General features: G+C 38.3%; 20 protein-coding genes and 1 pseudogene. All 21 read right to left on the bottom strand.

Annotation, left to right across the window (positions count from 1 at the left end; all coding sequences use genetic code 11):
* Positions 1–88: 88 nt before the first annotated feature.
* Positions 89–1,525, bottom strand: coding sequence for a signal recognition particle protein (gene ffh, locus ADH99_RS02145; protein WP_049554640.1), 1,437 nt, complete (start codon positions 1,523–1,525; stop codon positions 89–91).
* Positions 1,526–1,542: 17 nt separating this feature from the next.
* Positions 1,543–1,881 (bottom strand): putative DNA-binding protein, encoded by a 339-nt coding sequence (locus ADH99_RS02140; protein ID WP_048711172.1) that lies wholly within the window; start codon positions 1,879–1,881, stop codon positions 1,543–1,545.
* 141 nt (positions 1,882–2,022) lie between these two features.
* Entirely contained in the window at positions 2,023–2,442 is a 420-nt protein-coding gene (locus ADH99_RS02135; protein WP_049554641.1) for a hypothetical protein, read from the bottom strand.
* Positions 2,443–2,549: 107 nt separating this feature from the next.
* The gene (locus ADH99_RS02130; protein ID WP_049554728.1) at positions 2,550–3,092 is read right to left on the bottom strand and encodes a TIGR00730 family Rossman fold protein; all 543 of its coding nucleotides are present in this window, start codon (positions 3,090–3,092) and stop codon (positions 2,550–2,552) included.
* Positions 3,093–3,145: 53 nt separating this feature from the next.
* Positions 3,146–3,925, bottom strand: coding sequence for an inositol monophosphatase family protein (locus tag ADH99_RS02125; RefSeq protein WP_005605229.1), 780 nt, complete (start codon positions 3,923–3,925; stop codon positions 3,146–3,148).
* Complete coding sequence (locus tag ADH99_RS02120; protein ID WP_049554642.1) at positions 3,925–4,206, bottom strand: UPF0223 family protein; 282 nt, start codon at positions 4,204–4,206, stop codon at positions 3,925–3,927. The genes ADH99_RS02125 and ADH99_RS02120 overlap by 1 nt, the downstream gene beginning before the upstream one ends.
* An 825-nt stretch (positions 4,207–5,031) precedes the next feature.
* A complete protein-coding gene (locus tag ADH99_RS02115) occupies positions 5,032–5,946 on the bottom strand; it encodes a pseudouridine-5'-phosphate glycosidase (RefSeq protein ID WP_049554643.1) in 915 nt (304 codons plus the stop codon).
* Positions 5,943–6,896, bottom strand: a complete 954-nt coding sequence (locus ADH99_RS02110) for a carbohydrate kinase family protein (protein ID WP_049554644.1) — start codon at positions 6,894–6,896, stop codon at positions 5,943–5,945. The genes ADH99_RS02115 and ADH99_RS02110 overlap by 4 nt, the downstream gene beginning before the upstream one ends.
* A 254-nt stretch (positions 6,897–7,150) precedes the next feature.
* Entirely contained in the window at positions 7,151–8,557 is a 1,407-nt protein-coding gene (gene lpdA, locus ADH99_RS02105) for a dihydrolipoyl dehydrogenase (RefSeq protein WP_049554645.1), read from the bottom strand.
* Between the two features lie 78 nt (positions 8,558–8,635).
* Positions 8,636–10,252, bottom strand: a complete 1,617-nt coding sequence (locus ADH99_RS02100; RefSeq protein ID WP_049554646.1) for a 2-oxo acid dehydrogenase subunit E2 — start codon at positions 10,250–10,252, stop codon at positions 8,636–8,638.
* 81 nt (positions 10,253–10,333) lie between these two features.
* Positions 10,334–11,311, bottom strand: coding sequence for an alpha-ketoacid dehydrogenase subunit beta (locus ADH99_RS02095; protein ID WP_049554647.1), 978 nt, complete (start codon positions 11,309–11,311; stop codon positions 10,334–10,336).
* A gap of 2 nt (positions 11,312–11,313) precedes the next feature.
* The gene (gene pdhA, locus ADH99_RS02090; protein ID WP_005605221.1) at positions 11,314–12,420 is read right to left on the bottom strand and encodes a pyruvate dehydrogenase (acetyl-transferring) E1 component subunit alpha; all 1,107 of its coding nucleotides are present in this window, start codon (positions 12,418–12,420) and stop codon (positions 11,314–11,316) included.
* 308 nt (positions 12,421–12,728) lie between these two features.
* Positions 12,729–13,787, bottom strand: coding sequence for a DNA polymerase IV (dinB, locus tag ADH99_RS02085; RefSeq protein WP_005605219.1), 1,059 nt, complete (start codon positions 13,785–13,787; stop codon positions 12,729–12,731).
* A gap of 96 nt (positions 13,788–13,883) precedes the next feature.
* A complete protein-coding gene (locus ADH99_RS02080) occupies positions 13,884–14,321 on the bottom strand; it encodes a hypothetical protein (RefSeq protein WP_039848748.1) in 438 nt (145 codons plus the stop codon).
* Between the two features lie 129 nt (positions 14,322–14,450).
* Positions 14,451–16,274, bottom strand: coding sequence for a prealbumin-like fold domain-containing protein (locus ADH99_RS02075; RefSeq protein ID WP_049554648.1), 1,824 nt, complete (start codon positions 16,272–16,274; stop codon positions 14,451–14,453).
* A 91-nt stretch (positions 16,275–16,365) separates the two neighbouring features.
* Positions 16,366–17,022: a uracil-DNA glycosylase gene (gene ung, locus ADH99_RS02070; protein WP_049554649.1), complete on the bottom strand. Its 657-nt coding sequence runs from the start codon at positions 17,020–17,022 to the stop codon at positions 16,366–16,368.
* Positions 17,006–17,515 (bottom strand): dihydrofolate reductase, encoded by a 510-nt coding sequence (locus ADH99_RS02065; protein ID WP_049554650.1) that lies wholly within the window; start codon positions 17,513–17,515, stop codon positions 17,006–17,008. Before ADH99_RS02065 ends, ung begins: the two co-directional genes overlap by 17 nt.
* Before the next feature lie 15 nt (positions 17,516–17,530).
* The gene (locus tag ADH99_RS02060; RefSeq protein WP_049554651.1) at positions 17,531–18,478 is read right to left on the bottom strand and encodes a thymidylate synthase; all 948 of its coding nucleotides are present in this window, start codon (positions 18,476–18,478) and stop codon (positions 17,531–17,533) included.
* A 15-nt stretch (positions 18,479–18,493) separates the two neighbouring features.
* Positions 18,494–20,383: an ABC-F family ATP-binding cassette domain-containing protein gene (locus tag ADH99_RS02055; protein ID WP_049554652.1), complete on the bottom strand. Its 1,890-nt coding sequence runs from the start codon at positions 20,381–20,383 to the stop codon at positions 18,494–18,496.
* Positions 20,384–20,403: 20 nt separating this feature from the next.
* Positions 20,404–22,068 carry a formate--tetrahydrofolate ligase gene (locus ADH99_RS02050; RefSeq protein ID WP_049554653.1) on the bottom strand — a complete coding sequence of 555 codons (1,665 nt, stop codon included), beginning with the start codon at positions 22,066–22,068 and terminating at the stop codon, positions 20,404–20,406.
* A 97-nt stretch (positions 22,069–22,165) separates the two neighbouring features.
* Positions 22,166–24,372: pseudogene (locus tag ADH99_RS10625) on the bottom strand (Spy0128 family protein).
* Positions 24,373–24,384 lie beyond the last annotated feature (12 nt).

The raw sequence follows: 24,384 nt of genomic DNA, 5'->3' as shown, positions 1-24,384 counted from the left end.
TCTTTGCGTTATCTTCACCATAATAAAAACCGCAACCTTACGTGTTTAGTAAGATGTTGCGGTTTTTATTATTTTATAACGCTGTTTCCTAACGTTTTTTCTTTAATTTTTTCAATTTATTTTGTTTTTGACGGCGTGCGTATTGTTGCATACCGATTTGAGCAAGTTTATTCGTACGTCCACCCATGCCCATTTGGTTCATCATGCCTTCTAGGCCTTTCATATTACCATTAGACATTTGGTTCATCATTTTCTTAGACTCGTTGAACTGTTTGATTAAACGGTTCACTTCTGCTAATGGACGAGCCGAACCTGCCGCAATACGTTTACGACGAGCTTGTGATAAGATATCTGGATTTTCACGCTCTTGTGGAGTCATTGATAAGACGATAGCTTTCATACGAGCTGTATCTTTTGGATCCACTTTTAAGTCGTTTAGACCAGCCATTTTATTTAGCCCTGGAATCATCTTCAAGATGTCTTCTAGTGGTCCCATCTTATTCACTTGGTCTAATTGGTCGATAAAGTCATTAAAGTCAAAAGTGTTGGCTTTAATTTTATCCGCCATCTCTTGCGCTTTTGCTTCATCGAAGTCTTGTTGTGCCTTCTCGATAAGGGTCATCATGTCCCCCATACCAAGAATACGAGAAGCCATACGTTCTGGGTAGAAGATTTCGAAGTCTTCTAATTTTTCCCCACGACCTGTAAATTTAATTGGTTTTCCAGTTACTGAACGGATAGATAGAGCCGCACCACCACGAGTGTCCCCATCAAGTTTTGTAAGGATAACCCCTGTAATATCCAGACGTTCGTTAAATGTTTGAGCAACGTTTACGGCATCTTGCCCTGTCATTGAGTCGACAACGAGTAAGATTTCACTTGGATTTGCAACTGCCTTGATGTTTTGTAATTCTTCCATCAAGGTTTCGTCAATATGCAAACGACCGGCCGTATCGATAATCACTAAGTCGCGACCATCAATTTTCGCTTTTTCAATGGCTTGTTTTGCGATTTCTACTGGGCTTACTTGATTTCCAAGTGAGAACACTGGGAAGTTTAATTGTTTTCCTAATGTTTGTAATTGGTCAATCGCGGCTGGACGATACACATCGGCAGCAACGAGTAATGGGCGTTTCTTTTCATGTTTCGCCATGAAAGAAGCGAGTTTACCAGCAGTCGTTGTTTTACCGGCCCCTTGTAGACCGACCATCATTACTACCGTTGGCGGTTTAGCTTCAAAACGAAACGGCGCTTGTTCGCCCCCCATTAATTCTGTTAATTCTTCGTTAACGATTTTAACGACTTGTTGTGCTGGTGATAATGCTTCAAGCACATTGGCACCTAATGCACGTTCGTTCATTTTACGTACGAAGTCTTTTACAACTTTGAAGTTAACGTCGGCTTCTAAAAGCGCAAGACGCACTTCACGCATCATTTGTTTTAAGTCAGCTTCCGTAATTTTTCCTTTTCGTGAAACGGAAGTCATCGCATTTTGCAGGCGATCTGATAATCCTTCGAATGCCATATTTTCACTCCTTGAGTTTATTTATTCATCTCTTGTAATTTTGAAACGATTGAAGCAAGCTGTGTTGCCTCAGGATAGTTCTTTTGAATTTCTTTTTCTAATTCATCATAGTGCTCTTGGCGTTTATAGAAATCAGCAACCAGATGCAATTTCTCTTCGTAATTTTCTAATAACTTTGCCGAGCGGCGGATATTATCATATACTGCTTGACGGCTCACGTCAAATTCTTCGGCGATTTCACCAAGCGAATAATCATCCCCATAATAGAGCTCCATATATTCGAGTTGTTTATCGGTTAAAAGGCTGCCATAGAACTCTACAAGCAAGTTCATTTGCGTTGTTTTTTCTAATTCCATTCGTTGCCCTCCCTTAAACTCATATCCTTTATTATAGCAAAGTTAGGGGTATTACGCTAACAAAAAACGGAGTAGAACTTCCACCAGAACTTGCATCATTCCGGCTTACTTTTCCACTCCAATAATAGAACTACATTCGATTTATTTTGTTGTCACCCTTTTTACACAGAACATTCTACCAAACTGCATCAACAGTTGAAGAATACTCCATCCCATCATCAAAAGAACTAGTTTACTACAAATCCCAAAAACTTCTTGTAAAAAAAGTGGAAGGGTACTATCCACAAATGCATCCACAATCATAATATGACTGGCATAGATTTGATAAAATAGTAAAAGAAGGATTAAAGCTTCCCCTACTCCAATTAGCCAATCGTGTTGCCTGTTACTTCGTTGCACTATTCCAATCACCAACAGTCCAGTCAAGGATTGAAACAGTATTAGTACTCCTTCTTGAAAAAATACGCCACTTTGATTATAGAAATAGATTGCGAATAGAAATTGAATCAATAAACAGATAAAAGACAAATACTGGTAGACCTTACTAATCGACTTCATCATTAGCTCATTCCCCTCTCTATTTAACGATGGATAACAACTTTACTTTTTATTCACTAAGTAAATTATACAAAACATAAAATCGATTTTTAAGTAAATGCACTCGAAATTTAAACTGATACCAACCCAATAATTACTTCGATTTCCGCCAAAGTTTTCACAAAATGAATTTGTCTTCTGTCTTCTTTGCTTAGCAGGTTCTTTTCCACCATTATATCAAAAAAGGCTTCTAAATGATCATAGTACCCTTCCATATTATAGAAGATACAAATGCCATTGGTTTGGCCAACACGTACCCAAGAAACGACCTCAGAGATTTCTTCAAGAGTTCCCGGACCACCAGGAAGCGCAATGTACACTTCACTAAGTGCGATTATCTGATTTTTACGCTGCGACATCGTGTCGACAATATGAAGTTTCGTGATATCTTGTTTCGCAATTTCACGGTCTACAAAGAACTGCGGCATCACACCAATCACTTCGCCGCCTTCATTCATCACGGCAGTCGCAACGACTCCCATGAGCCCCGTATTTCCACCACCATAAACGAGCGTGTGGTTGTGTTTGGCCATCCATTTGCCTAGTTCTTCTGTTTTTGTATCAAATGCAGGGCAATTACTTTGGCTTGCCGCACAATAAACTGCAATATTCATACGTTCTCCTTTAAAAGAAAGAGGCGTAATCACTTACGCCCCTCCACTCATTCTTATTTAAATGCTGCGATAATTTCGTCAGCAATATTTTTAGAACAGATAACACCTGTTGTCTTTTTGTTAGGAACTAAGAAGTCTACTTCTTTTCCGTCAACTGTACTGTAGTGTAATCCTAGTTCTTTAGCAATCACCATTCCTGGTGCGATATCCCAAGGAGCTAATAATGTTGAAACATACGCTACAGATTTTCCTAAAATCACTTGAATATGCTCAATCGAAGAAGCTCCGTAAGTACGAGTAACCATTGCTTTACGAATCATTTCAGCTTCTTTTTCAGTCGCTTCTAATAACATAAATCCATTCACGTTGATTGAGCTGTCGCCAATACTGTGGATTTCAGGAGTTGAAAGACGACGACCATTGCAGTACGCACCATAATCTTTAATACCGTATACGAAGCGATCGCGCATTACATCGTAAATGTAACCTAATAGACCTACACCATCTTTATATAAAGCAATCATAATCCCGAAGTCTTCTTGACGTTTCACGAAATTCAATGTGCCATCGATTGGGTCGATTAACCAAACGTAACCATCCATTGAAGTTAATTCGTCACCGAAACCTTCTTCTCCCATGATTTTGTGTGTTGGGAATTGTTCACGAATTTTTGCGATAAAGAATTGTTCGATTTCTTTATCCACGTTTGTTACTAAGTCGTTACGGCTTGTTTTTGTATCTACTTTTAATGGTTCCCCAAAGCTGTGACGGATTTTTTGTCCAGCCTCCATAATCCAGTCATTTACTAATAAGTGTGTTGCTAATAAATCCATTATTTTTTCAATCCTTCCATACGAATAATTTTTGTTGCGTTTTTACTTGCTTGGACAACACGATAAAGGCTATATCCACTTACTTCCTCGAATTCACGGCCAAGTCTCTTCTCTTCACCGATACTACGAACTACCGTTTTAAATTCTTGGTAGGCTTTTTTGAAAACTTCTACTTGGATTCCTTTTTCGTAAGCCTCTTCGACCGCATTCCAAAGTTTGATGACTTTATTCATCTCTTCATGCGACCATTCCAAATCAATTGGATAACTATAATTGGCCATTTCGCCACCTCACAATCATACCTATTTAGTATACACTTTTTCTGCAAGAGTTTCCATTTATGCATAAAAAAACTTTTTAATAAAGAAGATGATTCCTGAGAATCCTTGCGGATTTTTTCATTGTCGTTGTAAAGGGGCACCGGCTCAAGCCTTACGTCTTTCGCCTTTAAAGCCTCAAAGCAGGAGTAAGAAAAACATTTCTAACTCCTGCTAATTCGCATTTAATGCACTTTCCCATTACTACGACGATGACATCCGTCAGATTCTCAGTCATCATCTTCTTGGTGCTTTATATGGTTTAATCCTACTCTTACAGAATTTACTAAATAGGTTGATTCCTCGAAAATTTGAGACAATAACTCAAATTTTAAAACTGCTTTTCAGTTTAATTTGTTTATAGCACTCTTCTAAAATAAGTCGTTGCACTCTATAACTCAAAAAGCACGAGTCTCTTTCCTTTGGGCACAAACCACAAAAGAAATACATTCATTTATGGATTACGTCGTATCCACGGATTTTGTAGTTGCAGTGACAGGAAGTGCATCAAAACGAGGGAGAAAGACAGAAATGCCATAGATACATTGTATCTATGGCATTTCGTTTTCTTTCCCCCACAAAGTTGAATAGGAATGAGATAGCTGTTTACAGCGAAACTCATTCCATTCAACCACTGTGCTAAGAGGGCGTAGGATTTTGAATCCATACGCCCTCTTTGAGGCTTTAAAGGTGAGAGACCTTTGGCTCGAAGCGATGCCCCGTTATCGCTAATATGAAGATATCCGTAAGGATACAGAGTAATCCATAAGAGTACTTTTAAGTACTGAATTATTTTCCTTCTTGGTATTCTTTTGCGATTTGCGCACCAAGCTTCGCGTTGTTATAAACAAGCTGAATGTTTGTCTTCAAGCTTTCCCCGCCTGTTAACTCAACGATTTTCGCTAATAAGAATGGTGTGCTGTCTTTTCCGTGAACACCTTTTTCGTCTGCTTCACGAACCGCTTGATCGATAATTGCATCGATTTTTTCGTGTGGAATTTCGTGTTCAGATGGAATTGGGTTTGTGACTAAGATACCACCTTTAAGGTCTAGTAATTCAGAGTAACGAATCATTTCAGCAACTTCTTTAGCTGATTCAACTCGGCTGTTTAATTTGTACTCAGATGTACGAGTGTAGAATGCTGGTAAGTAGTCTGTTTGGTAACCTACTACTGGCACTCCTTTTGTTTCTAAATATTCAAGAGTACGTGGTAAATCAAGAATCGCTTTTGCACCAGCGCAGACAACTGTGACTGGGGTTTGTCCTAATTCATCTAAGTCGGCTGAGATATCCATTGTTTCTTCAACGCCACGGTGAACCCCACCGATACCGCCAGTTACGAATACTTTAATTCCAGCTAAGTGCGCACCAATCATTGTTGTTGCTACTGTAGTTGCTCCTAAAACACCTTTTGCAAATGTTTCAGCTAAGTCACGGCGAGATACTTTTGCGACTGGTTTCTCTTTAGCTAAACGTTCTAGGTCAGCTTCTTCTAAACCAATTTTGTATTTTCCATCCATGATAGCGATAGTTGCTGGAACAGCGCCATTGTCGCGGATAATTTGTTCTACCGTTTTAGCCATTTCAACGTTTTGTGGATATGGCATTCCGTGTGAAATAATGGTTGATTCCAACGCTACGACTGGTAGGTTGTTGTCTAATGCGTGTTGTACTTCCTTGCTGATTGATAATAATGGATTCATGATAAACCTCTTTCCTTTAATTGTTGATATTCTTTTTCAAATGACTTAGCGTTTAAGTCTTTTCGAACAGTTTCAATAGCTTGGACCGTATAGTACGAATTCGTTAATCCGTATCCTATCGATTCTTCCAAGCTAGCCCCCTTAAGAGCTCCGTAAAGCACTCCAGAAGAAAATGAATCTCCTGCTCCTGTCACATCACAGACTTGCTCTGCTTTAATCGGTGTAAAAGTCTTTACGATCCCTGTAACATCTGCAAAAACACCACATTTCGTTCCTTTTGTAATAACGATATTTTCAACACCATCCTTCTGCCACAATATAGCCAGTTCAGGAAGTTCGTGTTCGCCGTACCTTGTTTTTGACTCATCTTCATTCACGACAATCCAAGTCACTCCTTGTAAATTGTCTGGGATTCGTTTCATCTTAGGTCCACTTACTGGAATAATGGCAAGTGGAATTTTTCCTTCATTTGTTAACTGTATAAGCGCTGCTAATGTTTCTTGAGGAAGATTGAGATCCGCAATGACGAGCGCTGCTTTTTTCACCGCTTCTTCATGCGAAGTGAGCCACTGAGGTGTCATCTCCTCACAAATGGTCATATCTGCTAAAGCAAGACACATATCACCTTGAAGGTCCAAAATCGCTGTATAATTCGACGTTATTTTTCCTGACAGTCGGTCAACTAATGAAAAATCAATAATGTCTTTCGTTTCTCTTTCAAGCCATGTAAAACTTTCGTCATCTCCTGCTACCGATAACATCTTAACAGAAAGTCCTAGTCGTCCTAAATTTTCAGCAATGTTTCTGGCAACACCGCCTGCACTCAGTGATGAGACTACTGGATTGCTCGTTTCGAGCACGAGATTTTCGAGCAATTGAACTTTCTTGTCTACGTTCATTCCACCGATACAAAGTACGTAGGAATCCTTAAATTTCTTGTCCTCTGACATGAAACATCCCCCTTCGTTTACATAAAGGTTCGATGAATGGAGGAGGATGAATCTTTTCCTTCATTCGGTCTTATACGCTTCATTATAAGCGATAACCCCCACTCCAATCAAGCTATCCAGGAGGAAACCACAAATATTTTAAACTTCATTCAGATAATTGTTCGGGTTTAAAACGAAAACTACGTCATCTTTTCTTTAACAACAACAAAAAAGGACCCGAAAATTCGAGTCCTCTAAGTTCATTAATATGAAAATTAAACGTGAATTGGCATACCTAATGCTAATTCTGCAGTATCCATAACTACTTCTGATAATGATGGATGTGAGTGGATTGTTAATGCAATATCTTCTGCATTCATTCCAGCTTCGATTGCTAAACCTAATTCAGCAATGATATCAGAAGCGTTCACGCCGGCAACTTGAGCACCAACGATTACGTTATCTTCTTTAGTAGTGATTAAACGAACGAAACCTTCAGTAGCGTTCAATGATAATGCACGACCATTTCCTGATAATGGGAATTTAGAAGCTTTCACTTGTAAACCAGCATCTTTAGCTTGTTGTTGTGTGTATCCAACAGAAGCTAACTCTGGATCAGTGAAGGCAACAGATGGCATTGCACGGTAGTCAACAGCCACTGCTTTACCTGAGATTGCTTCTGCAGCGATTTTTCCTTCGTAGCTTGCTTTATGAGCTAAAGCTGGTCCAGGAACGATATCACCAATAGCAAAAATATTTTTAACGTTTGTACGTCCTTGGTTATCAACTTTTACTAAACCACGTTCAGTCATTTCAACACCAGCAACGTCTAAACCTAATTCATCTGTATTAGGACGGCGACCTACAGCAACCATTACGTAATCCGCTTCAACCGCTTCTTCTTTACCGTCAACTGTGTACTTAACAGTTACGCTGTCACCGTTGTCAACAGCTTCTTTAGCCATTGCGTTAGTTACGATAGTAACACCTTTTTTAGCCATGTTATCTTCAACAAGTTTAACCATGTCTTTGTCAAACATTGAAAGGATGCTTGGAGCACCTTCAAGGATTGTCACTTCTGAACCTAAGTTAGCATATGCTGAACCTAATTCTGAACCGATAACTCCACCACCGATAACAACTAATTTTTTAGGAACTTCTTTAAGACCTAAACCACCAGTTGAATCGATCACGCGTCCGCCAAATTTGAAACCTTTGATTTCGATTGGACGGCTACCAGTAGCTACGATAGCATGGTTGAATGAGTATGTTTGAGCGCTGTCTTCAGTCACAACACGTAAAGTGTGTTCGTCTACTAAGAAAGCTTCTCCACGAATGATTTCAACTTTGTTTTTCTTTAATAAGTACTCAACACCAGCAGTTAATTTCTTAACAACTTGGTTATCTTTCCATTCTTGAGTTTTTGCGAAGTCTAAAACAACTTCTTTAGCAGTCACACCAAATACTTCTGAGTGTTGTGCTTCTTGGTAATGATGTCCAGCAGCAATCAATGCTTTAGAAGGAATACATCCAACGTTTAAGCAGACACCACCAATATATTCTTTCTCGATAATCGCAACTTTTTGACCTTCTTGTGCTGCACGAATAGCTGCAACATATCCACCAGGGCCGGCACCGATTACGACTGTATCTAGTTCAATAGCGAAATCGCCTACTACCATTTTTTTCACCTCTTAAAAGTTTTCAAATAAGGAACCGACGTAAACACGCGTCTACGTCGTTCCTAACTGTTTAATGAATTAAGCTTCCATTAATAATAATTCTGGATCGTTTAATAGACGTTTGATTTCGTTCATAGCTTTTTGAGCAGTTGCGCCGTCCACGATACGGTGGTCAAAGCTTAATGATAATTTCATGTTACGTCCGATTACGATTTCATCGTTTTCGTTGATTACTGGTTCGCGAACGATTGTACCAACACCTAAAATCGCAACTTCAGGGTAGTTGATAACTGGAGTGAACCAACCGCCACCTACTGAACCGATGTTAGAGATTGTAATTGTTCCTTGTCCCATTTCAGCAGCTGTTAATTTACCTTCATGAGCTTTTGCAGCTAATGCGTTAATTTCATCTGCAATACCGAACATGCTCTTAGTATTCGCATCTTTGATATTTGGAACGAATAAACCTAAATCTGTATCTGTAGCGATACCGATGTTGATGTAGTTTTTGTATACAATTTCTTGAGATGCGTCATCGATAGAAGCATTCAATACTGGGAATTTCTTCATTGCTACTGCTAAAGCTTTAACAACGTAAGGTAAGAATGTTAATTTAGTACCTTGTGCAGCTGCAACATCTTTGAATTTCTTACGGTGATCCCAAAGTTTAGAAACTTCAACTTGGTCATGTAATGTAACGTGTGGTGCAGTATGTTTGCTGTTAACCATTGCTTTAGAGATTGCTTTACGCATTGGAGTTAATTTAACGCGTTCTTCACGTTCTGCTGATCCAACGAATGGTTTAGCTGGAGCTGGAGCCGCTGCTGGTGCAGATGCTTGAGCTGGTGCTGCTGATGCTGCTGGAGCTTCTACTGATGCTGGAGCTGCTGCAGGAGCTGCCACTGGTGCGCCACCGAAGTTATCGATGTCTTCACGAGTTACGCGTCCACCTTTACCAGTTGGAACTACTGCTGTAATATCAACACCTTTTTCACGTGCATATTGACGAACTGAAGGCATTGCTAATACTAATTTACCAGGGTTGCTTGCTGCTGGAACTCCAGTTGGAGCTGCAGGTGCCGCTGGAGCTGCTGCAGGTGCTGCAGGTGCTGCTGGAGCCGCTGCTGCAGGTGCGTGAGAACCGCCTTCTGTTGCGATTTCAACAATTACATCACCAACGTGAGCTACTGTTCCTTCAGATACTAAAACTGCTGTAACAGTTCCAGCTACTGGAGAAGGAATAGATTCTACTGATTTGTCGTTTTGTACTTCGAATAAAATGTCATCTTCAGCAATTGTGTCGCCTACTTTGATGTCGATTTTAACGATTTCACCTTCTGCAATTCCTTCACCGATGTCAGGTAATTTGAATTGGAAAGTGCTTGATGCTGCAGGTGCAGCTGGTGCAAGTGCTGCCGCTGGAGCCGCTGCTGGTGCAGATGCTTCTTCAGGTCCTGAACCATCGTCAATAACTACGATGATGTCGCCAACTCGTGCTACTGTACCTTCTTGAACTTTAACTTCTAATACTTTACCACTTACTGGAGAAGGAATTTCTTCTACAGATTTGTCGTTTTGTACTTCGAATAAAATATCATCTTCTTGAATTGTATCTCCGACTTTAATGTCGATTTTTACGATTTCGCCTTCTGCGATACCTTCACCGATATCAGGCATTTTAAATTGGAAAGCCATGCTTGTACATCCCTTCTTATTTTTATAAAACTCTAAAGAGCACACTCAAGTGAGAGGCTCTTTAGAATGAAAATTGTTAAATTAGAAGTTCACTGTTTCGCGAACTTTAGCTTCAATGTCGCTAGCATTTGGTAACCAGTCGTTTTCTGCTTGACCAAATGGGAAGATTGTATCTGGAGCTGCAACACGTCCGATAGGAGCTTCTAAACTTAAGATTGCGCGTTCAGAAATTTCAGACATTACCATTGCGCCGATACCAGCTTGACGTTGTGCTTCTTGAACAACCACTACGCGACCAGTTTTTTCAACTGATGCTAAGATTGTGTCTAAGTCTAATGGAGAAACAGTACGTAAGTCGATAACTTCTACTGAGATTCCTTCTTTTTCTAAGTTTTCAGCAGCTTTAACAGCTTCACGAACCATTGCACCGTAAGTAATTACAGATACGTCTTTACCTTCACGAGTTACAGCAGCTACTCCTAGAGGAACTGTGTATTCTCCTTCTGGAACTTCTTCACGGAATGAACGATATAATTTCATGTGCTCTAAGTAAACAACTGGGTCGTTGTCACGAATAGCTGAGATTAATAACCCTTTTGCATCGTATGGGTTTGAAGGGATAACCACTTTCAAACCTGGTGATTGAGCTACTAAACCTTCTAAGTTATCTGAGTGTAATTCTGGAGTATGCACCCCTCCACCCATTGGTGAACGGAATACGATTGGCATGTTACGAGTTCCACCCATACGGTAACGTGTACGAGCTGCTTGAGCTACCACGCTATCCATTACTTCGAATACGAAACCGAAGAATTGGATTTCAGGAACTGGACGGTAACCTTCTAAAGCTAAACCGATTGCTAAACCACCGATACCAGATTCTGCTAAAGGAGTATTGAAAACGCGGTCTTCACCGAATTCATCTTGAAGTCCTTGAGTTGCACGGAAAACCCCACCGTTTTTACCAACGTCTTCCCCGAAAATTAGGACATTTTCATCACGTTTTAATTCAACAGCCAATGCATCAGTGATGGCTTGAATCATTGTCATTTGTGCCATAATTATTTATTCTCCTTTGCTTTAAAGTGTTCGATTTGTTCTTTAATAACGTTTGTTGGTTCTTCAAACATTGTTTCTAAGAAGAATGAAACTTTTTGTTTAGGTTGTTTGTCAGCCTCTTTAATAGCTTCTTTGATTTCTTCTTTAGTCGCTTCGATTACTTCGTTTTCTTTTTCTTCTGACCATAAGCCTTTAGCTGTTAGGTAGTTACGGAAACGAATTAATGGATCTTTCTTAGCCCATTCATCTTGAATTCCTTCTGGTTGGTAACGAGTTGGATCGTCACCTGATAATGTATGAGGACCATAACGGAAGCAGATTGTTTCGATTAACACAGGACCGTTTCCGGCAACTGCGTATTCACGAGCTTTTTTAGTTACAGCGTAAACTGCTAATGGGTCCATACCATCTACTTGGATACCAGGGATACCAGCAGCAACAGCTTTTTGAGCTAATGTTGGAGCAGCTGTTTGTAACTCACGAGGAGTTGAAATAGCCCAACCATTATTTTGGATAAAGAAGATTGCAGGTGATTTGTATGCACCAGCATAGTTAATTCCTTCGTAGAAGTCCCCTTGTGAAGATCCTCCATCACCAGTATAAGTTACTGCAACGTTTTTCTTACCACGTTTTTGTAAACCTAATGCAACACCTGCTGCTTGAACATATTGTGCACCGATAATGATTTGTGGTGGTAAAGCTTTTAATGATTCTGGGTACATGTTACCTGCAACATGTCCACGAGACCATAAGAATGCTTGTGATAATGGTAAACCGTGTTTTACTAATTGAGGTACATCACGGTAACCAGGTAAAAGAACGTCTTCTTTTTCAATTGCTTTAATTGAAGCTAATTGAGAAGCTTCTTGTCCAGCTGTTGGAGCATAGAAACCTAAACGTCCTTGACGGTTTAATGCAGTTGAACGTTCGTGTAAAATACGAGACCATACCATATCTGTCATTAATTCAACTAATTCGTCGTCAGATAAATCTGGTACTAAGTCAGGATTTACAACTTTTCCTTCTGCGTCTAACACTTGAACCATTTCAAAGTTCGTGTTATTTGGTGTGAAAAGTGCATCGAGATTGAATTTTTTCTTCGTTGCCATACTTCTTTTTTCCCCTTTTCTATAAGAAATTGTGCTTCACAGACAAAACAGGTAGTTAAAACTGTACTATTCCCTCTGCTATCGTATAATAATTTAACAAACTTTTGTGAATTATGCAAGCAAAGAAGACTTTATAGAGCGTTTCTGTTAACTTTGTGAATAAAGTTCTATTTTGTTACGCTTTATAAAGTCTTTTTTTATTCCGATTTGTTCATCTCTTTATCTGTTTTCATCTATTTTCAGCAAATGAACCTATTGTTTTCACTTGCAAACTGTACTAGTTTCGCTTTTAGAACTGTACTAATTTATTAAAACAGTTTTAATTGTTTATAAATTTTATCTGTCTTTTCTAAATGCGAAACACTTAGCCCAATCAAACGAATTGGCTTTTCATCCATCATTTCTTCAAATAGTTGCAATGCAAGCTGAAGAATTTCTTCTTTTTTATTAAAATAGTCCCGTAATGTAACACTTTTACTTGTTGTATTAAAATTAGAATCTCTTAATTTTAAGGAAATTGTACGAGATGCTAATGCTCTTTTCTGTAGCATGCTCGCTATTTCAAGAGAAAACTTTTCTAAATACTCACTCAAAATACCATGATCTGTCGTATCCTTGATAAGAGTTCTTTCTGAACCCATGGATTTTCTTTCTCGATACAAAGTCAATTGATCATTCGAGATTCCTCTTACCTGTGCATATAACCTAGGTCCTAAATTTCCAAATCTACTTTCTAATTCTGCTTTCGATAAATGAAGCAAGTCTTCTCCCGTTTCAATTCCTGCTCTTCTAAGCTTTTCGGCACTCACTTTTCCAACCCCATAAAAATCTCCAATTGGAATAGTCCGAATAAATTCTTGTGCGTTTTCAGGTGTAATCACTGTAATTCCAGAAGGCTTTTGATAACCTGAGGCCATTTTAGCCAAGAACTTATTAAAAGACACGCCCACAGAACAAGTAAGTCCAGTCTTTTCATACACTTCCTTTTGAATCAAGTGTGCTACTAAAGTGGCAGAAGCAATCCCCCTACTATTATTGGTTACGTCTAAATAAGCTTCATCAATCGAAAGTGGTTCTATCATATTCGTAAAGGATTTAAACACTTCACGAACTTGAGAGGATATCTCTTTGTACAAAGAATAGTTTCCTGGAGTAAGAATCGCTTTTGGACATAGTTTCATGGCTTTTGCTGTAGGCATCGCAGATCGAACACCAAAAGCTCGTGCTTCGTATGAACAAGTTGAGACGACTCCTCTTTCATTGGGTTTTCCTCCAACAATAACTGGTTTTCCTCTCCACTCTGGGTGCTCTCTTTGTTCAACAGAAGCGAAAAAAGCATCCATATCCACATGTAATATTTTTCGCATCTATACCTCCACCTGAAAACGAACATTTGTTCTTATTATATCAACCTTTTCAAAAAAAGTAAAAACGGAACGTTCTCACGTCCCGTTTTAAGAAGATTATGAATGAGTTACTAGTTTAGACTGTTTTAAATAGCGAATCCCATTTCCAATCACAAAAGCAATACTTAAAATAAATAGTACTAAGCGACTCCATTCGAATCCCGAAATGATTTGTTGAAATACACTATTCAACTGAAGACTACTTGCGTGGTTGTTGACAGTAACCCCAAAAGCACGGACAACAAACATCAACCAGCCTATACAAAGCATTCCGATCGTATTCAACATTAATTCAAAAAGGCTATCTGGGAACCTCCTGCGTGCATATTCTAGGCCAAAAACAATCACAAGAATAAAACTACTTAGGATAATGACATACCATCCTTCACGAGTGATTAAAGAATCTCCTAAACTCATTAAGTAGATTGTAATCATTAAATAGAGGATGGTCACAATTGCAACTAATTTATAGAAGTAAGACATCAGTTTTTCCATTGAAAATCCCTCCATCCATATATTCTTTTCCTACTTCTATTTTACTCCTCAGTACTTCTATATTCAACCTTATCATTTGCAAGTCCAAATAAAAAAGACCGACAGTATAACTGTCAGTCTTTCATACTATTATTGATCATCTTTTTTATTTTTTGCAAAGAATAATAATCCAGCAGCTGCTGCTAGTAAAACAATTCCTCCGATAATGTAGAAGCCTTGACTTCCTGTACCAGTATTTGGAAGTTCTTCTTTTTTATCTTCTGTTGTAGAAGGTTCTTCAGAAGAAAGAGCTGTCGTAGTATCTAAAGTAGTAACTTCACTAGTAGTACTTTCTGTAGTTGTTACTTCAGTAGTTGGTGCTTGTGTAGTCACTTCTGTAGTAGTTGTTTGTGTAGTTGTACTTGCTTCAGTAGTCGTTGGTTGAGTTGTTGTAGTCGCTTCTGTGGTTGTTGATTGTGTTGTTGTCGTTGCTTCAGTAGTAGAAGCAGTTGTTGTTGTCGTTGTTGTAGTAGTCGTAGTGGTTGTTGTTGTCACTTCTTTTGGTTGATCTTTCAATTTGAGAAGACTACGTTCTACTCCTAAAACAACTTTGTATTCTGTTGCGTCTAATTCATATCCTTCTGGAGCTGTTTTCTCTTTTACAGTAAATTCTTTTCCAACGTACTTTTGGTCAAAAGCTTGAGAAACCGCATTTCCATCTTGGTCCGTCGTCAATTCAACAGTTGCTCCGCTAGGATCTGTAACGACATACACCGCACCATTTACTGGCTGACCAGTTACAGCATCTACTTTCACTAGTTTAATCGTGTATGCTCCAGCAGCCTCAATGGTTCCTGAGAATAATGATGTAGCAGTAGCTGTAAAAGTTGTGTCTGTTACATTTGTGCGACGAGTAATTTCTTCTCCGTCTTCTTTTGTAAGAGAAACCATATTGGCTACCTTGCTTCCATCATTTGGTGTAGTTGTTTCGTAAGTGACAAAATATTTTTGACTTCCGTCTTTAAATGTAATTGTGAAGCTCTTATAATCGGCTGCCCAATTAACTGTATAGTCAACTCCCTCTGTTAAAAGAACGAAATCAGCAGCATCTGCTGAAGTTCCTTCAGTCATCGAAGGGGCTTTATAGACTAATAATGATTCAGGAATATATTGGATACTTGCTGTACCATCCAATTGAGGTAGAACATCATTTAGAACTAAATTATTCCCTAAATTCTTTCCACTTGTGTTAACACGAACTCTCCATCTAGAGACATATTGGCCAGAAGATGGACTGCCAGCAGCTTTTAATTTAGGAGAATCCCAAGCTTTTCTAACTGCTTGACCACCATTTTTGGCAAAGTTTTCTTCCCCTACTACCGCGTCAGGTGTATAAGTTTTTGAAGTATGCACTTGAGTAATCACTGTTTTCAATGATTTAGAATCAAAAGTAACAGTCTTGTCGGTTACATCTTGCTTATAGATAAAGTTTAGAGCTAAGTTTCCTTTTACTCCTTTAACTGTATCCGCACCTTTCTTTTCTAAATACTTTTCTAAGTTTTTTAAAGTAACGGTTACAGTTCCTCCTTGATTATCACCATTACTTTCAAAGTGAGCATCTGCAATTGGAACTTGAGTCTCTAAATCAACTAATTCAATATCATTATTATTAAAGAATGTTAGTGAAGGCGGTACTGTTAATTTAAAGAAATCGCCATTTTTAATATTATTGTCATAACTTGCTAAATCGAAAGTAGCTCTTAACTTATACGAATTGTTCGTTCGTATTTGATAAACGCCATTTTCATCTGGAGTTAACTTCGTATCAGATTGATCTAATAATTCTAATCCCGAAATAACTTTTTCTAACTCTCTACCTTCTGCAGCGTTTGCAAAAGAATTACCAACAAATAATATTGACAAAATCATCAATAAACTTGCAAAAAAATGAAGTCTTTTAGACTTAAGATTCATGATATACCTTCTTTCTATTCATACTTTATATCGATTGTATCATAAAAATCATATAATGAACATAAAAATTGAGTAAATGAATTAATTTCATTTACTCAACTCTCCAATCGATTGGTTTTTGATTTGTAGCTAAAAGAAAATCATTAATTTTACTAAATGGTTTACTTCCAAAGAATCCGCGATAAGCTGACAACGGGCTTGGGTGCGGTGACTTTAAAATCAAGTGATTCTCATTGGTAATTAATTTTTCTTTAGATTGTGCTGGCCTTCCCCATAGTAGAAATACGATTGGATGATCACTTTTATTTAACGATGAAATCACCGCATCCGTAAAAGTTTCCCAACCCATTCCACGATGACTATTCGCTTCATGTGCTCGGACTGTTAAAACGGTGTTGAGAAGGAGTACCCCTTGTTTTGCCCAAGAGGTTAACTCTCCACTCTTTGCAACGGGGATTCCTAAATCCGTTTCTAATTCCTTATAGATGTTTTGCAAAGAAGGCGGAAGTGCCACACCTTGTTGCACTGAAAAACTAAGTCCATGCGCTTGATGATCTCCGTGATAAGGGTCTTGACCTAAGATAACCACTTTCACTTGATCAAATGGTGTGAGTTCAAGCGCCTTAAATACATTCTCCGCTTTTGGAAAAACTTGATGTCGACTTCGTTCTTCTCTTTCAAACAAACGAACCTTTTTAAAGTATTCCTTTTCTTTTTCTTCCCCAATCACATCATGCCAAGTGGTCATAAGAACCCTCTTTTCGTTCATAAATTTCAAAGGTGTGAGGATAGAGATTTTTTTCGTCCATTTCCCCTTCTAACGATTTTACTTTAATAAAATCGCTCCAAGGAAATTCTGTTGGAAAATAAGTATCTCCCTCAAAACTAGCATGAATTCTCGTACAATAGAGAAGTTCCACATGATTTTTCAACAGATTATATACTTGTGCTCCACCACAAACATAAATATCCTCATGTCGACTATCTTCAACAATCTCCTCAATATTCGTTACGACTTCTGCACCAGGAATAATATAATCCGAGCTAGTAGTTAGGATGATGGTTTGTCGCCCCGGAAGTAAGCGACTTCCCATTCCTTCAAAAGTCTTTCGACCCATTAATATTGTTTGCCCCATCGTGACTTCTTTAAAGAACTTCAAATCATTCGGCAAACGCCAAGGAAGTGTCCCATCTTTTCCGACTAGACCCCTCTCATCTTGTGCCCAAATATAAATTAGCATATTTTTCCTCCTGCATTAAACAGCAATAGGTGCTTTAATTGTTGGATGTGATTGATATCCTTCGACAACGACATCCGTAACATCAATATCAAACATTGATTTTTCAGGATGTTTTAAAACTAGTGTAGGTAAGGCCATCTCTTCACGCGCTAATTGTGTTTTTACTTGTTCCATATGATTTAAGTAAATGTGTGCATCTCCTAAAGTATGGACAAATTCACCCACTTCTAATCCTACTTCATTAGCAATTAAATGTGTTAATAATGCATAGCTTGCGATGTTGAACGGTACTCCGAGGAACACGTCTGCACTACGTTGATATAATTGGCAACTTAATTTACCATCCGCCACATAAAACTGAAACATTGTGTGACATGGTGGAAGAGCCATACTTGGAACATCTTCTGGATTCCAAGCAGAAACAATCATTCGACGTGAATCTGGAGAATTCTTCAACAAGTTGAGTAAGTCTTCGATTTGGTCAATGGTTTCCCCTTTTGATGTTTTCCAATGACGCCACTGTGAACCATAAATATTCCCTAATTCTCCGAATTCCGCAGCAAACGCATCATCCGTTAAAATTTTCTCACAGAAGTCTTTTTTCACTTCTTGATAAACTTCATTAAACGCTTCGTCTTGTAAGCAACGGCGACCAAAATCTGTCATATCTGGTCCTTTGTATTTTGGCGAAGACACATAGCGTTCAAATGCCCATTCATCCCAAATGTGATTATTATGCTCTAATAAATATTTGATATTAGTATCTCCGTGTAAGAACCACAATAATTCACTCTTAATTAATCCAAATGGAACTCTTTTAGTCGTCAAGAGTGGAAATCCTTTTTGAAGATCAAAACGCATTTGATACCCAAAAATACTCTTCGTTCCTGTTCCGGTACGATCTGTTTTTGTCGTACCCTCTTCTAAAATTTTAGTTAATAACTCTTTATACTGCTTCGTCATGTCTGTTCCTTTCTATTAATTCCCAGCTAATTCTGCTAAATATTCCCAACGGTCATAGGCGTTTGCAGCTGCTTCTTCTGTTTTATCGAGTTCTTCTTGTAATGCTTGTAATTTTGCAAAATCTTGCGCATTGGCAGTCATTTCCCTTTGTAAGGATTCCAATTTTTCTTCTAACTCTTGTATCGTCGTTTCAATGGTTTCCCATTCTTTCTTCTCTTGATACGTCATTTTCTTGGCCGGAGTTAGCTTAGTAGTCTCCTCTTTACTTTTTTCCACTTTCGGAGCTTCGATAACTACTTTCGATAAACTCTTCTCTTGTTCTAAGTAATCACTCATAGACCCATAGAACAATTCCGTTTGACCTTCTCCTCGGATGACAAATAACTGCTCCACCGTTTTATCTAAGAAATAACGATCGTGAGATACAATGAGAACTGCTCCATTGAAAGATTGAAGAAAATCTTCTAATACAGTTAATGTATCGATATCTAAATCGTTTGTTGGTTCATCCAGCAATAAAACATTCGGCTTTGTCATTAATAAACGGAGTAAATAGAGCCTTCTTCTTTCTCCCCCGGATAGTGTATGAATATATGCACCATGCAAATGTCTTGGAAACAAAAAAGTCTCCAGTAATTCAGAAATAGATGCCACTTCTCCATTTGCGCGTTTAATTTCTTCTGCTTCTTCACGTAAGTACTGAATCAATTGTTTATCCATTGGGATATCTTCGTCTTGTTGCTTATAATACGCAATTCGAACAGTCTCCCCTACAACAAACTGACCGCTGTCAAATGGAATTTGCCCAGCTATCGCATTCAGAAAGGTTGATTTTCCGACTCCATTCACACCCGCGATCCCAATACGTGCTTTACTCTGAATAATCCAGTCCAGATTCTTCACAATTTGTTGGCCATTAATCGAAAGGCTGGAATCTTCCATTTGGAAGACCCGTTTACCGATTCTCGTTTGGTCAAATTCCATTACTAATTTTTCTTGACTAGTTGTCTGTTTCACATCTTTTTCTAATGCTTCAAATCGCTGAATACGCGCTTGTTGTTTTGTCGTACGAGCTTTTGCGCCCTGACGCATCCATTCTAATTCGCTCTGGTATAATCGCTTTTGCTTTTGGCTCATACGGCTCGCAATTTGCTCTCTTTGGCTTCTTTGCTCTAAGTAAGATTCATAGTTTCCTTCATAGGCTTCAATACGACCATTGACCAATTCAAACATATGCGTTACCGCACGTTCTAGGAAGTAACGATCATGAGTAACAAGCATCATCGCACCTTTATAATTAGCTAAGTATCCTTCCAACCATTCTATCGCTTCAAGGTCTAAGTGGTTTGTCGGCTCATCTAGTAAGAGTAAATCCGGTTCTTCCATCAATACTTTAGCAAGACCAACACGTTTCTTTTGACCACCGGATAAAGTCCCAACTTTCTTTTGGATATCCGTCAATCCCATTTTTTGAAGAATGGTTTTAATTTGAACTTCTACTTGCCATCCATCAATTTCATTCATCTTTTGCTCAAGGTCACTATATCGTTTTGCAAGGCTTTGGGACGTTGGATTTTTGCGTAATTGTTCCACCACTTCTTCAAAATCATGAACGACTTTTAATGTTGGATGATCGCCTTTATATAACGCTTCAAAAATTGTATCTTCATCGTCTAGTTCCGGTTGTTGAGATAAATACCCAATTCTGTAGTCATTTGAAGTTGTAATATCTCCTGATTCTGCAAAATCGACCCCAGCTAAAATCGAAAGAAGCGTACTTTTACCAGTCCCATTTTGTCCGATGAGACCTACATGTTCCCCTTCATTGATAATAAAAGAAACATCTTCTAATAGTGTTTTTGCACCATAAGATTTTTTTAAATGATCTACTCTAAAATCTTTCATGCAAACTCCTTTCGTCACCTCTAATAGAGGCCTTGAATTTTTCCATCTTCACTTACAGTAATTCCTAAGGCTGCGGGTACTTTTGGAAGTCCAGGCATTGTAAGAACTTTCCCTGTCAGCGCAACAATAAATCCAGCACCTAACTTAGGAACAAGTGAACGAATCGTTATCTCAAAATCGGTTGGCCGTCCTTTCAATTTTGCATTATTTGAGAATGAATAAGGTGTTTTTGCAATACAAATATTCATTTCATTCCAACCCAAACGCTCTATTTCTTTTAAATCTTCGAGTGCATTCTGGGTATAATTCACTTTCGAAGCTCCATAAATTTTGGTAGCAACCGCCTCAATCTTTTCTTGAATCGTCGCATCTACTGGATACAATGCATTAAACTGACTATTCTGCTCGCAGAGTTCCACTACTTTTTTGGCTAAATGAATTCCGCCTTCTGAGCCTTTTTCCCAAACGGAAGACAAAATGCAATCAACTCCAATTGCTTCACAAAGCTCCATAAACAATTCTCTTTCAGCCGGAGTATCCGTCGTAAATTCATTTAAGGCTACGACCATTGGAACGCCGTACTTCTGTACATTCTCGATATGCTTTGCAACGTTTTTAAATCCTTCTCTTAATGCATCGAGTGATTCTCCATTAGATAACTCTTCGAGAGACAACCCTCCATGCATTTTAGTCGATCGAATGGTCGCGACAAGAACAATCGCATCTGGAGACTTCCCTAATACTGGCACTTTAATATCCAGGAACTTTTGAGCTCCTAAGTCAGCCCCAAAGCCAGCTTCTGTTACTGTATAATCCGCCAATGTTAAGGCCATCTTTGTAGCCATCACACTATTACATCCGTGTGCAATATTGGCAAATGGTCCTCCGTGAACGATAGCAGGTGTCCCCTCTAAAGTTTGAACCAGATTCGGCTTAATGGCCTCTTTCAATAAAGCGGTAATCGCACCTTCTACTTTTAAGTCAGAAACACGAATCGGATCTCCAGAAATATCATAAGCAACAAGAATATTCGAAACTCTTTTTTGCAGGTCGTTTAAGTCCCGTGCTAAACAAAGAACAGCCATCATTTCGGTTGCTACCGTAATCTCGAATCCGTCCTCTCTAGGAACTCCATTTACAGGACCTCCGAGCCCGATTTCAATCGTTCTTAAAGCACGATCATTTAAATCTACCGCCCTTTTCCATAGTATTCGTTTGATATCAATATTTAGTTCATTTCCTTGATGGATGTGATTATCAATAATGGCAGATAGAAGGTTGGTTGCACTCGTTAAGGCATGCATGTCCCCTGTGAAATGAAGATTGATTTCTTCCATCGGAACCACTTGAGCATAGCCTCCACCTGTTGCTCCTCCTTTTAGTCCAAGAGTTGGCCCTAAAGATGGCTCTCGTAATGCAATGGCTGTTTTCTTTTGGATAGAACTTAAAGCATCCCCAAGACCAATTGTAACGGTTGATTTTCCTTCTCCTGCAGGTGTGGGATTCATTGAAGTTACTAAGATTAACTTACCGTAGTTGTTGGCTTCATGTATATCTGATTTAAGAATCTTTGCTTTCACTTTTCCATATAAATCAATTTCGTCTTCTGTTAATCCAATCTTACTTGCTATCTTTGTAATGGGCTGCATTGACGCTTCTTGTGCAATTTCAATATCCGACTTCATTTCTCCACCTCGATTCAAGTATATTCGTTTTATTATACCATTTAATAAATAAAAAAAAAATGAGGATGCATACGCATCCTCATTTAAAGATTAACGATTAGTTTTCTCTTTTCTTAAATCCTAATACTGCAAATCCTGATAACAATACAGCAACACCTGCTCCAGCTAAAGTAGCTGTTGCACCAGTATTTGGTAATTCTGGTTCTTTTGGTTCTTCTACTGTTGTAGTAGTTGCTTCAGTTGAAGGAACTTCAGTAGTAGTTTCAGTTGTTGTAGTTGTTGTAGTTGTAGTTGTTGTCGTTGTAGTAGTTGTTGTTGTTGTTGTAGTTGTTGGTTCTTCGTATTTGTTAGTAAATACTAAGTTGTCGCCATCAGTTACATTTGCAACTAATTGACCTTTTCCATTATCTACAACATCAACAGTTACTGTGTATACTTTAGAATCGTAAGTATATCCAGCAGCTGTGCCAGCTTTTTCTGATACTGTGTAAGTATGTGTACCAGCAGCTGTATATTCAATTTCCTTGAATGTTACTGAACCGTCAGCTTTGTTCTTAGCAGTAGCAACAACATTTTGGCCTTCTTTCAATTCGAATTCGAATTGGTCGTCAGCTAATGTTCCACCGTTAAGAACTTTAGTAGCTGTTAATGCTTTTTTAACTGGTTTAGCAGAGTAAACATTAGTGAATGTTAAGTTATCTCCATTTTTAATTGTAGCAACTAATTGACCTTCACCATTGTCTTTTACTTCAACAGTCACTTCGTATGCATTTGTATCAAATGCAACTCCGTCATCTTCAGTTCCAGCTTGTTCAGTTACAGTATAGGTGTGGACTCCCTCTGCAGCATAAGTAATTGCTGGGAATTTAATTGAACCATCTTGAGCGTTCTTAGCTGTTTGAACAACTTGACCGTTTTCTTTTAGTTCAAAAGTATATTTATCAGCTTCAAGAGTTTTGTTTTGTAAAACTTTAGTAGCTTTTAATTCAACTGTTGTAGGAGCAGCTTTATATGAGTTAGAGAACTCTTTGCTGTCATATTTAACACTTGCAATTTTTTCACCGTATACATCTTCTACAGTAACTGTAGCAGTGATTGTTTTTTCATCGTAAGTGTAACCTTTTTTAGCATCGTTTACTTCTTTAATTGTGTAAACAGATTCGCCAACTTCGCTGAATTTAATCGCTTTGAATTTCACTTTACCATTTTCATCGTTTTTAACTGTTTCAACTACTTGACCAGTTTTGTCGATTAATTGGAAGCTGAAAGCATCTTTTTCAAGAGTTTTTCCTTCTAATTTCTTAGTTACTTGGAATTCAACTTCGTCAGATTTAGCACCTGTACCGACACCATCAGTTGTAGTAATTGGAGCAAATCCATCTACTTCAAATGGTTCAGCTTTTTCATTCGTTGTAACAGTAGCATGGTTTAAAACACGTTTAGTAACTGGATCAACAGGTTTTGTTAAACGAGTTCTATAAATTAAATACAAACCTTTGTTTGGTAAAGTTCCGTCTCCGTTTGGAGTAACAGTAAAGTTGTTTTTATCTGTTACTTGAACATGTGCTTTGTCTAATGGAGATCTTCCATCACCGTTTTCCCAGTTAGGGAAGTAGTAACCAGTAATTTCACTTGCTAATACTTGACCTTCTGGAATTGTATCTTTGATAGAAACTCCAGTGTAGTTTTCAGCATAACGGTTAATACGTACACGCCAGTTTACGTAGTTAGGGTCATTAGAATCTTGTACCCCCATTTAGTAAACCCAGTTGGGTCATCATCTGGAACAATACGAGTTAAGTGGTAAACCCCAGCACCTGGAATAGTAATTTCATATTCCTTGTTTCTTTGTACATGGTCTGCCCATACTGTCGTAAATGAAGCTACAAGTTCTTTATTTTCGTTGAACTTTTTGAAGTATTCTTCATTTGTAACAGTAATTTTAGCAGTATTTGTTGCTTTGTCTGTTGTCAATTCCGCAATAGTTTCCCCATTTGCAGCCTTTAATGGAGTTGTTGAATCTTGTTCAATTTTGAACTCCGCAGGAACTTGATAAGTAACAAAGTCCCCATTGTTAAGGGTAACATTATCTGGGAATTTGTAAGTTGTTTGTAGATAGAACTTACCTTCACCATATTTTGCGTGGTCGACTAATTTATTTGTATTAATCGTTGGTACCGTCGTTAACGTATATTCTGAAGATGGTTTTTCAGCAGCGTTAACAACACTATTCATTTTAAGTAAAGGTACGAAGACCGATACTAGCATCAATAGTGCTACAAAAGAATGAAATAATTTTTTCATCTATAATTGTCC

This window comes from Granulicatella sp. 572.rep1_STHE (genome assembly GCF_001073445.1).
Classification (GTDB): domain Bacteria; phylum Bacillota; class Bacilli; order Lactobacillales; family Aerococcaceae; genus Granulicatella; species Granulicatella adiacens.
Note: the sequence above shows the minus strand (reverse complement) of the source record. Positions and strands in the feature narration are given on the sequence as shown.

What these genes read in the sequence shown, in the direction of transcription:
- lpdA (WP_049554645.1), bottom strand. Translation starts at nt 8,557, where the DNA reads ATGGTAGTAGGCGATTTCGCTATTGAACTAGATACAGTCGTAATCGGT.
- ADH99_RS02050 (WP_049554653.1), bottom strand. Translation starts at nt 22,068, where the DNA reads ATGAAGTCGGATATTGAAATTGCACAAGAAGCGTCAATGCAGCCCATT.
- ADH99_RS02055 (WP_049554652.1), bottom strand. Translation starts at nt 20,383, where the DNA reads ATGAAAGATTTTAGAGTAGATCATTTAAAAAAATCTTATGGTGCAAAA.
- ADH99_RS02095 (WP_049554647.1), bottom strand. Translation starts at nt 11,311, where the DNA reads ATGGCACAAATGACAATGATTCAAGCCATCACTGATGCATTGGCTGTT.
- ffh (WP_049554640.1), bottom strand. Translation starts at nt 1,525, where the DNA reads ATGGCATTCGAAGGATTATCAGATCGCCTGCAAAATGCGATGACTTCC.
- ADH99_RS02075 (WP_049554648.1), bottom strand. Translation starts at nt 16,274, where the DNA reads ATGAATCTTAAGTCTAAAAGACTTCATTTTTTTGCAAGTTTATTGATG.
- ADH99_RS02100 (WP_049554646.1), bottom strand. Translation starts at nt 10,252, where the DNA reads ATGGCTTTCCAATTTAAAATGCCTGATATCGGTGAAGGTATCGCAGAA.
- ADH99_RS02125 (WP_005605229.1), bottom strand. Translation starts at nt 3,925, where the DNA reads ATGGATTTATTAGCAACACACTTATTAGTAAATGACTGGATTATGGAG.
- ADH99_RS02080 (WP_039848748.1), bottom strand. Translation starts at nt 14,321, where the DNA reads ATGGAAAAACTGATGTCTTACTTCTATAAATTAGTTGCAATTGTGACC.
- ADH99_RS02140 (WP_048711172.1), bottom strand. Translation starts at nt 1,881, where the DNA reads ATGGAATTAGAAAAAACAACGCAAATGAACTTGCTTGTAGAGTTCTAT.
- ADH99_RS02120 (WP_049554642.1), bottom strand. Translation starts at nt 4,206, where the DNA reads ATGGCCAATTATAGTTATCCAATTGATTTGGAATGGTCGCATGAAGAG.
- ADH99_RS02130 (WP_049554728.1), bottom strand. Translation starts at nt 3,092, where the DNA reads ATGAATATTGCAGTTTATTGTGCGGCAAGCCAAAGTAATTGCCCTGCA.
- ADH99_RS02065 (WP_049554650.1), bottom strand. Translation starts at nt 17,515, where the DNA reads ATGCTAATTTATATTTGGGCACAAGATGAGAGGGGTCTAGTCGGAAAA.
- ADH99_RS02110 (WP_049554644.1), bottom strand. Translation starts at nt 6,896, where the DNA reads ATGTCAGAGGACAAGAAATTTAAGGATTCCTACGTACTTTGTATCGGT.
- ADH99_RS02135 (WP_049554641.1), bottom strand. Translation starts at nt 2,442, where the DNA reads ATGATGAAGTCGATTAGTAAGGTCTACCAGTATTTGTCTTTTATCTGT.
- dinB (WP_005605219.1), bottom strand. Translation starts at nt 13,787, where the DNA reads ATGCGAAAAATATTACATGTGGATATGGATGCTTTTTTCGCTTCTGTT.
- pdhA (WP_005605221.1), bottom strand. Translation starts at nt 12,420, where the DNA reads ATGGCAACGAAGAAAAAATTCAATCTCGATGCACTTTTCACACCAAAT.
- ung (WP_049554649.1), bottom strand. Translation starts at nt 17,022, where the DNA reads ATGACCACTTGGCATGATGTGATTGGGGAAGAAAAAGAAAAGGAATAC.
- ADH99_RS02060 (WP_049554651.1), bottom strand. Translation starts at nt 18,478, where the DNA reads ATGACGAAGCAGTATAAAGAGTTATTAACTAAAATTTTAGAAGAGGGT.
- ADH99_RS02115 (WP_049554643.1), bottom strand. Translation starts at nt 5,946, where the DNA reads ATGAATCCATTATTATCAATCAGCAAGGAAGTACAACACGCATTAGAC.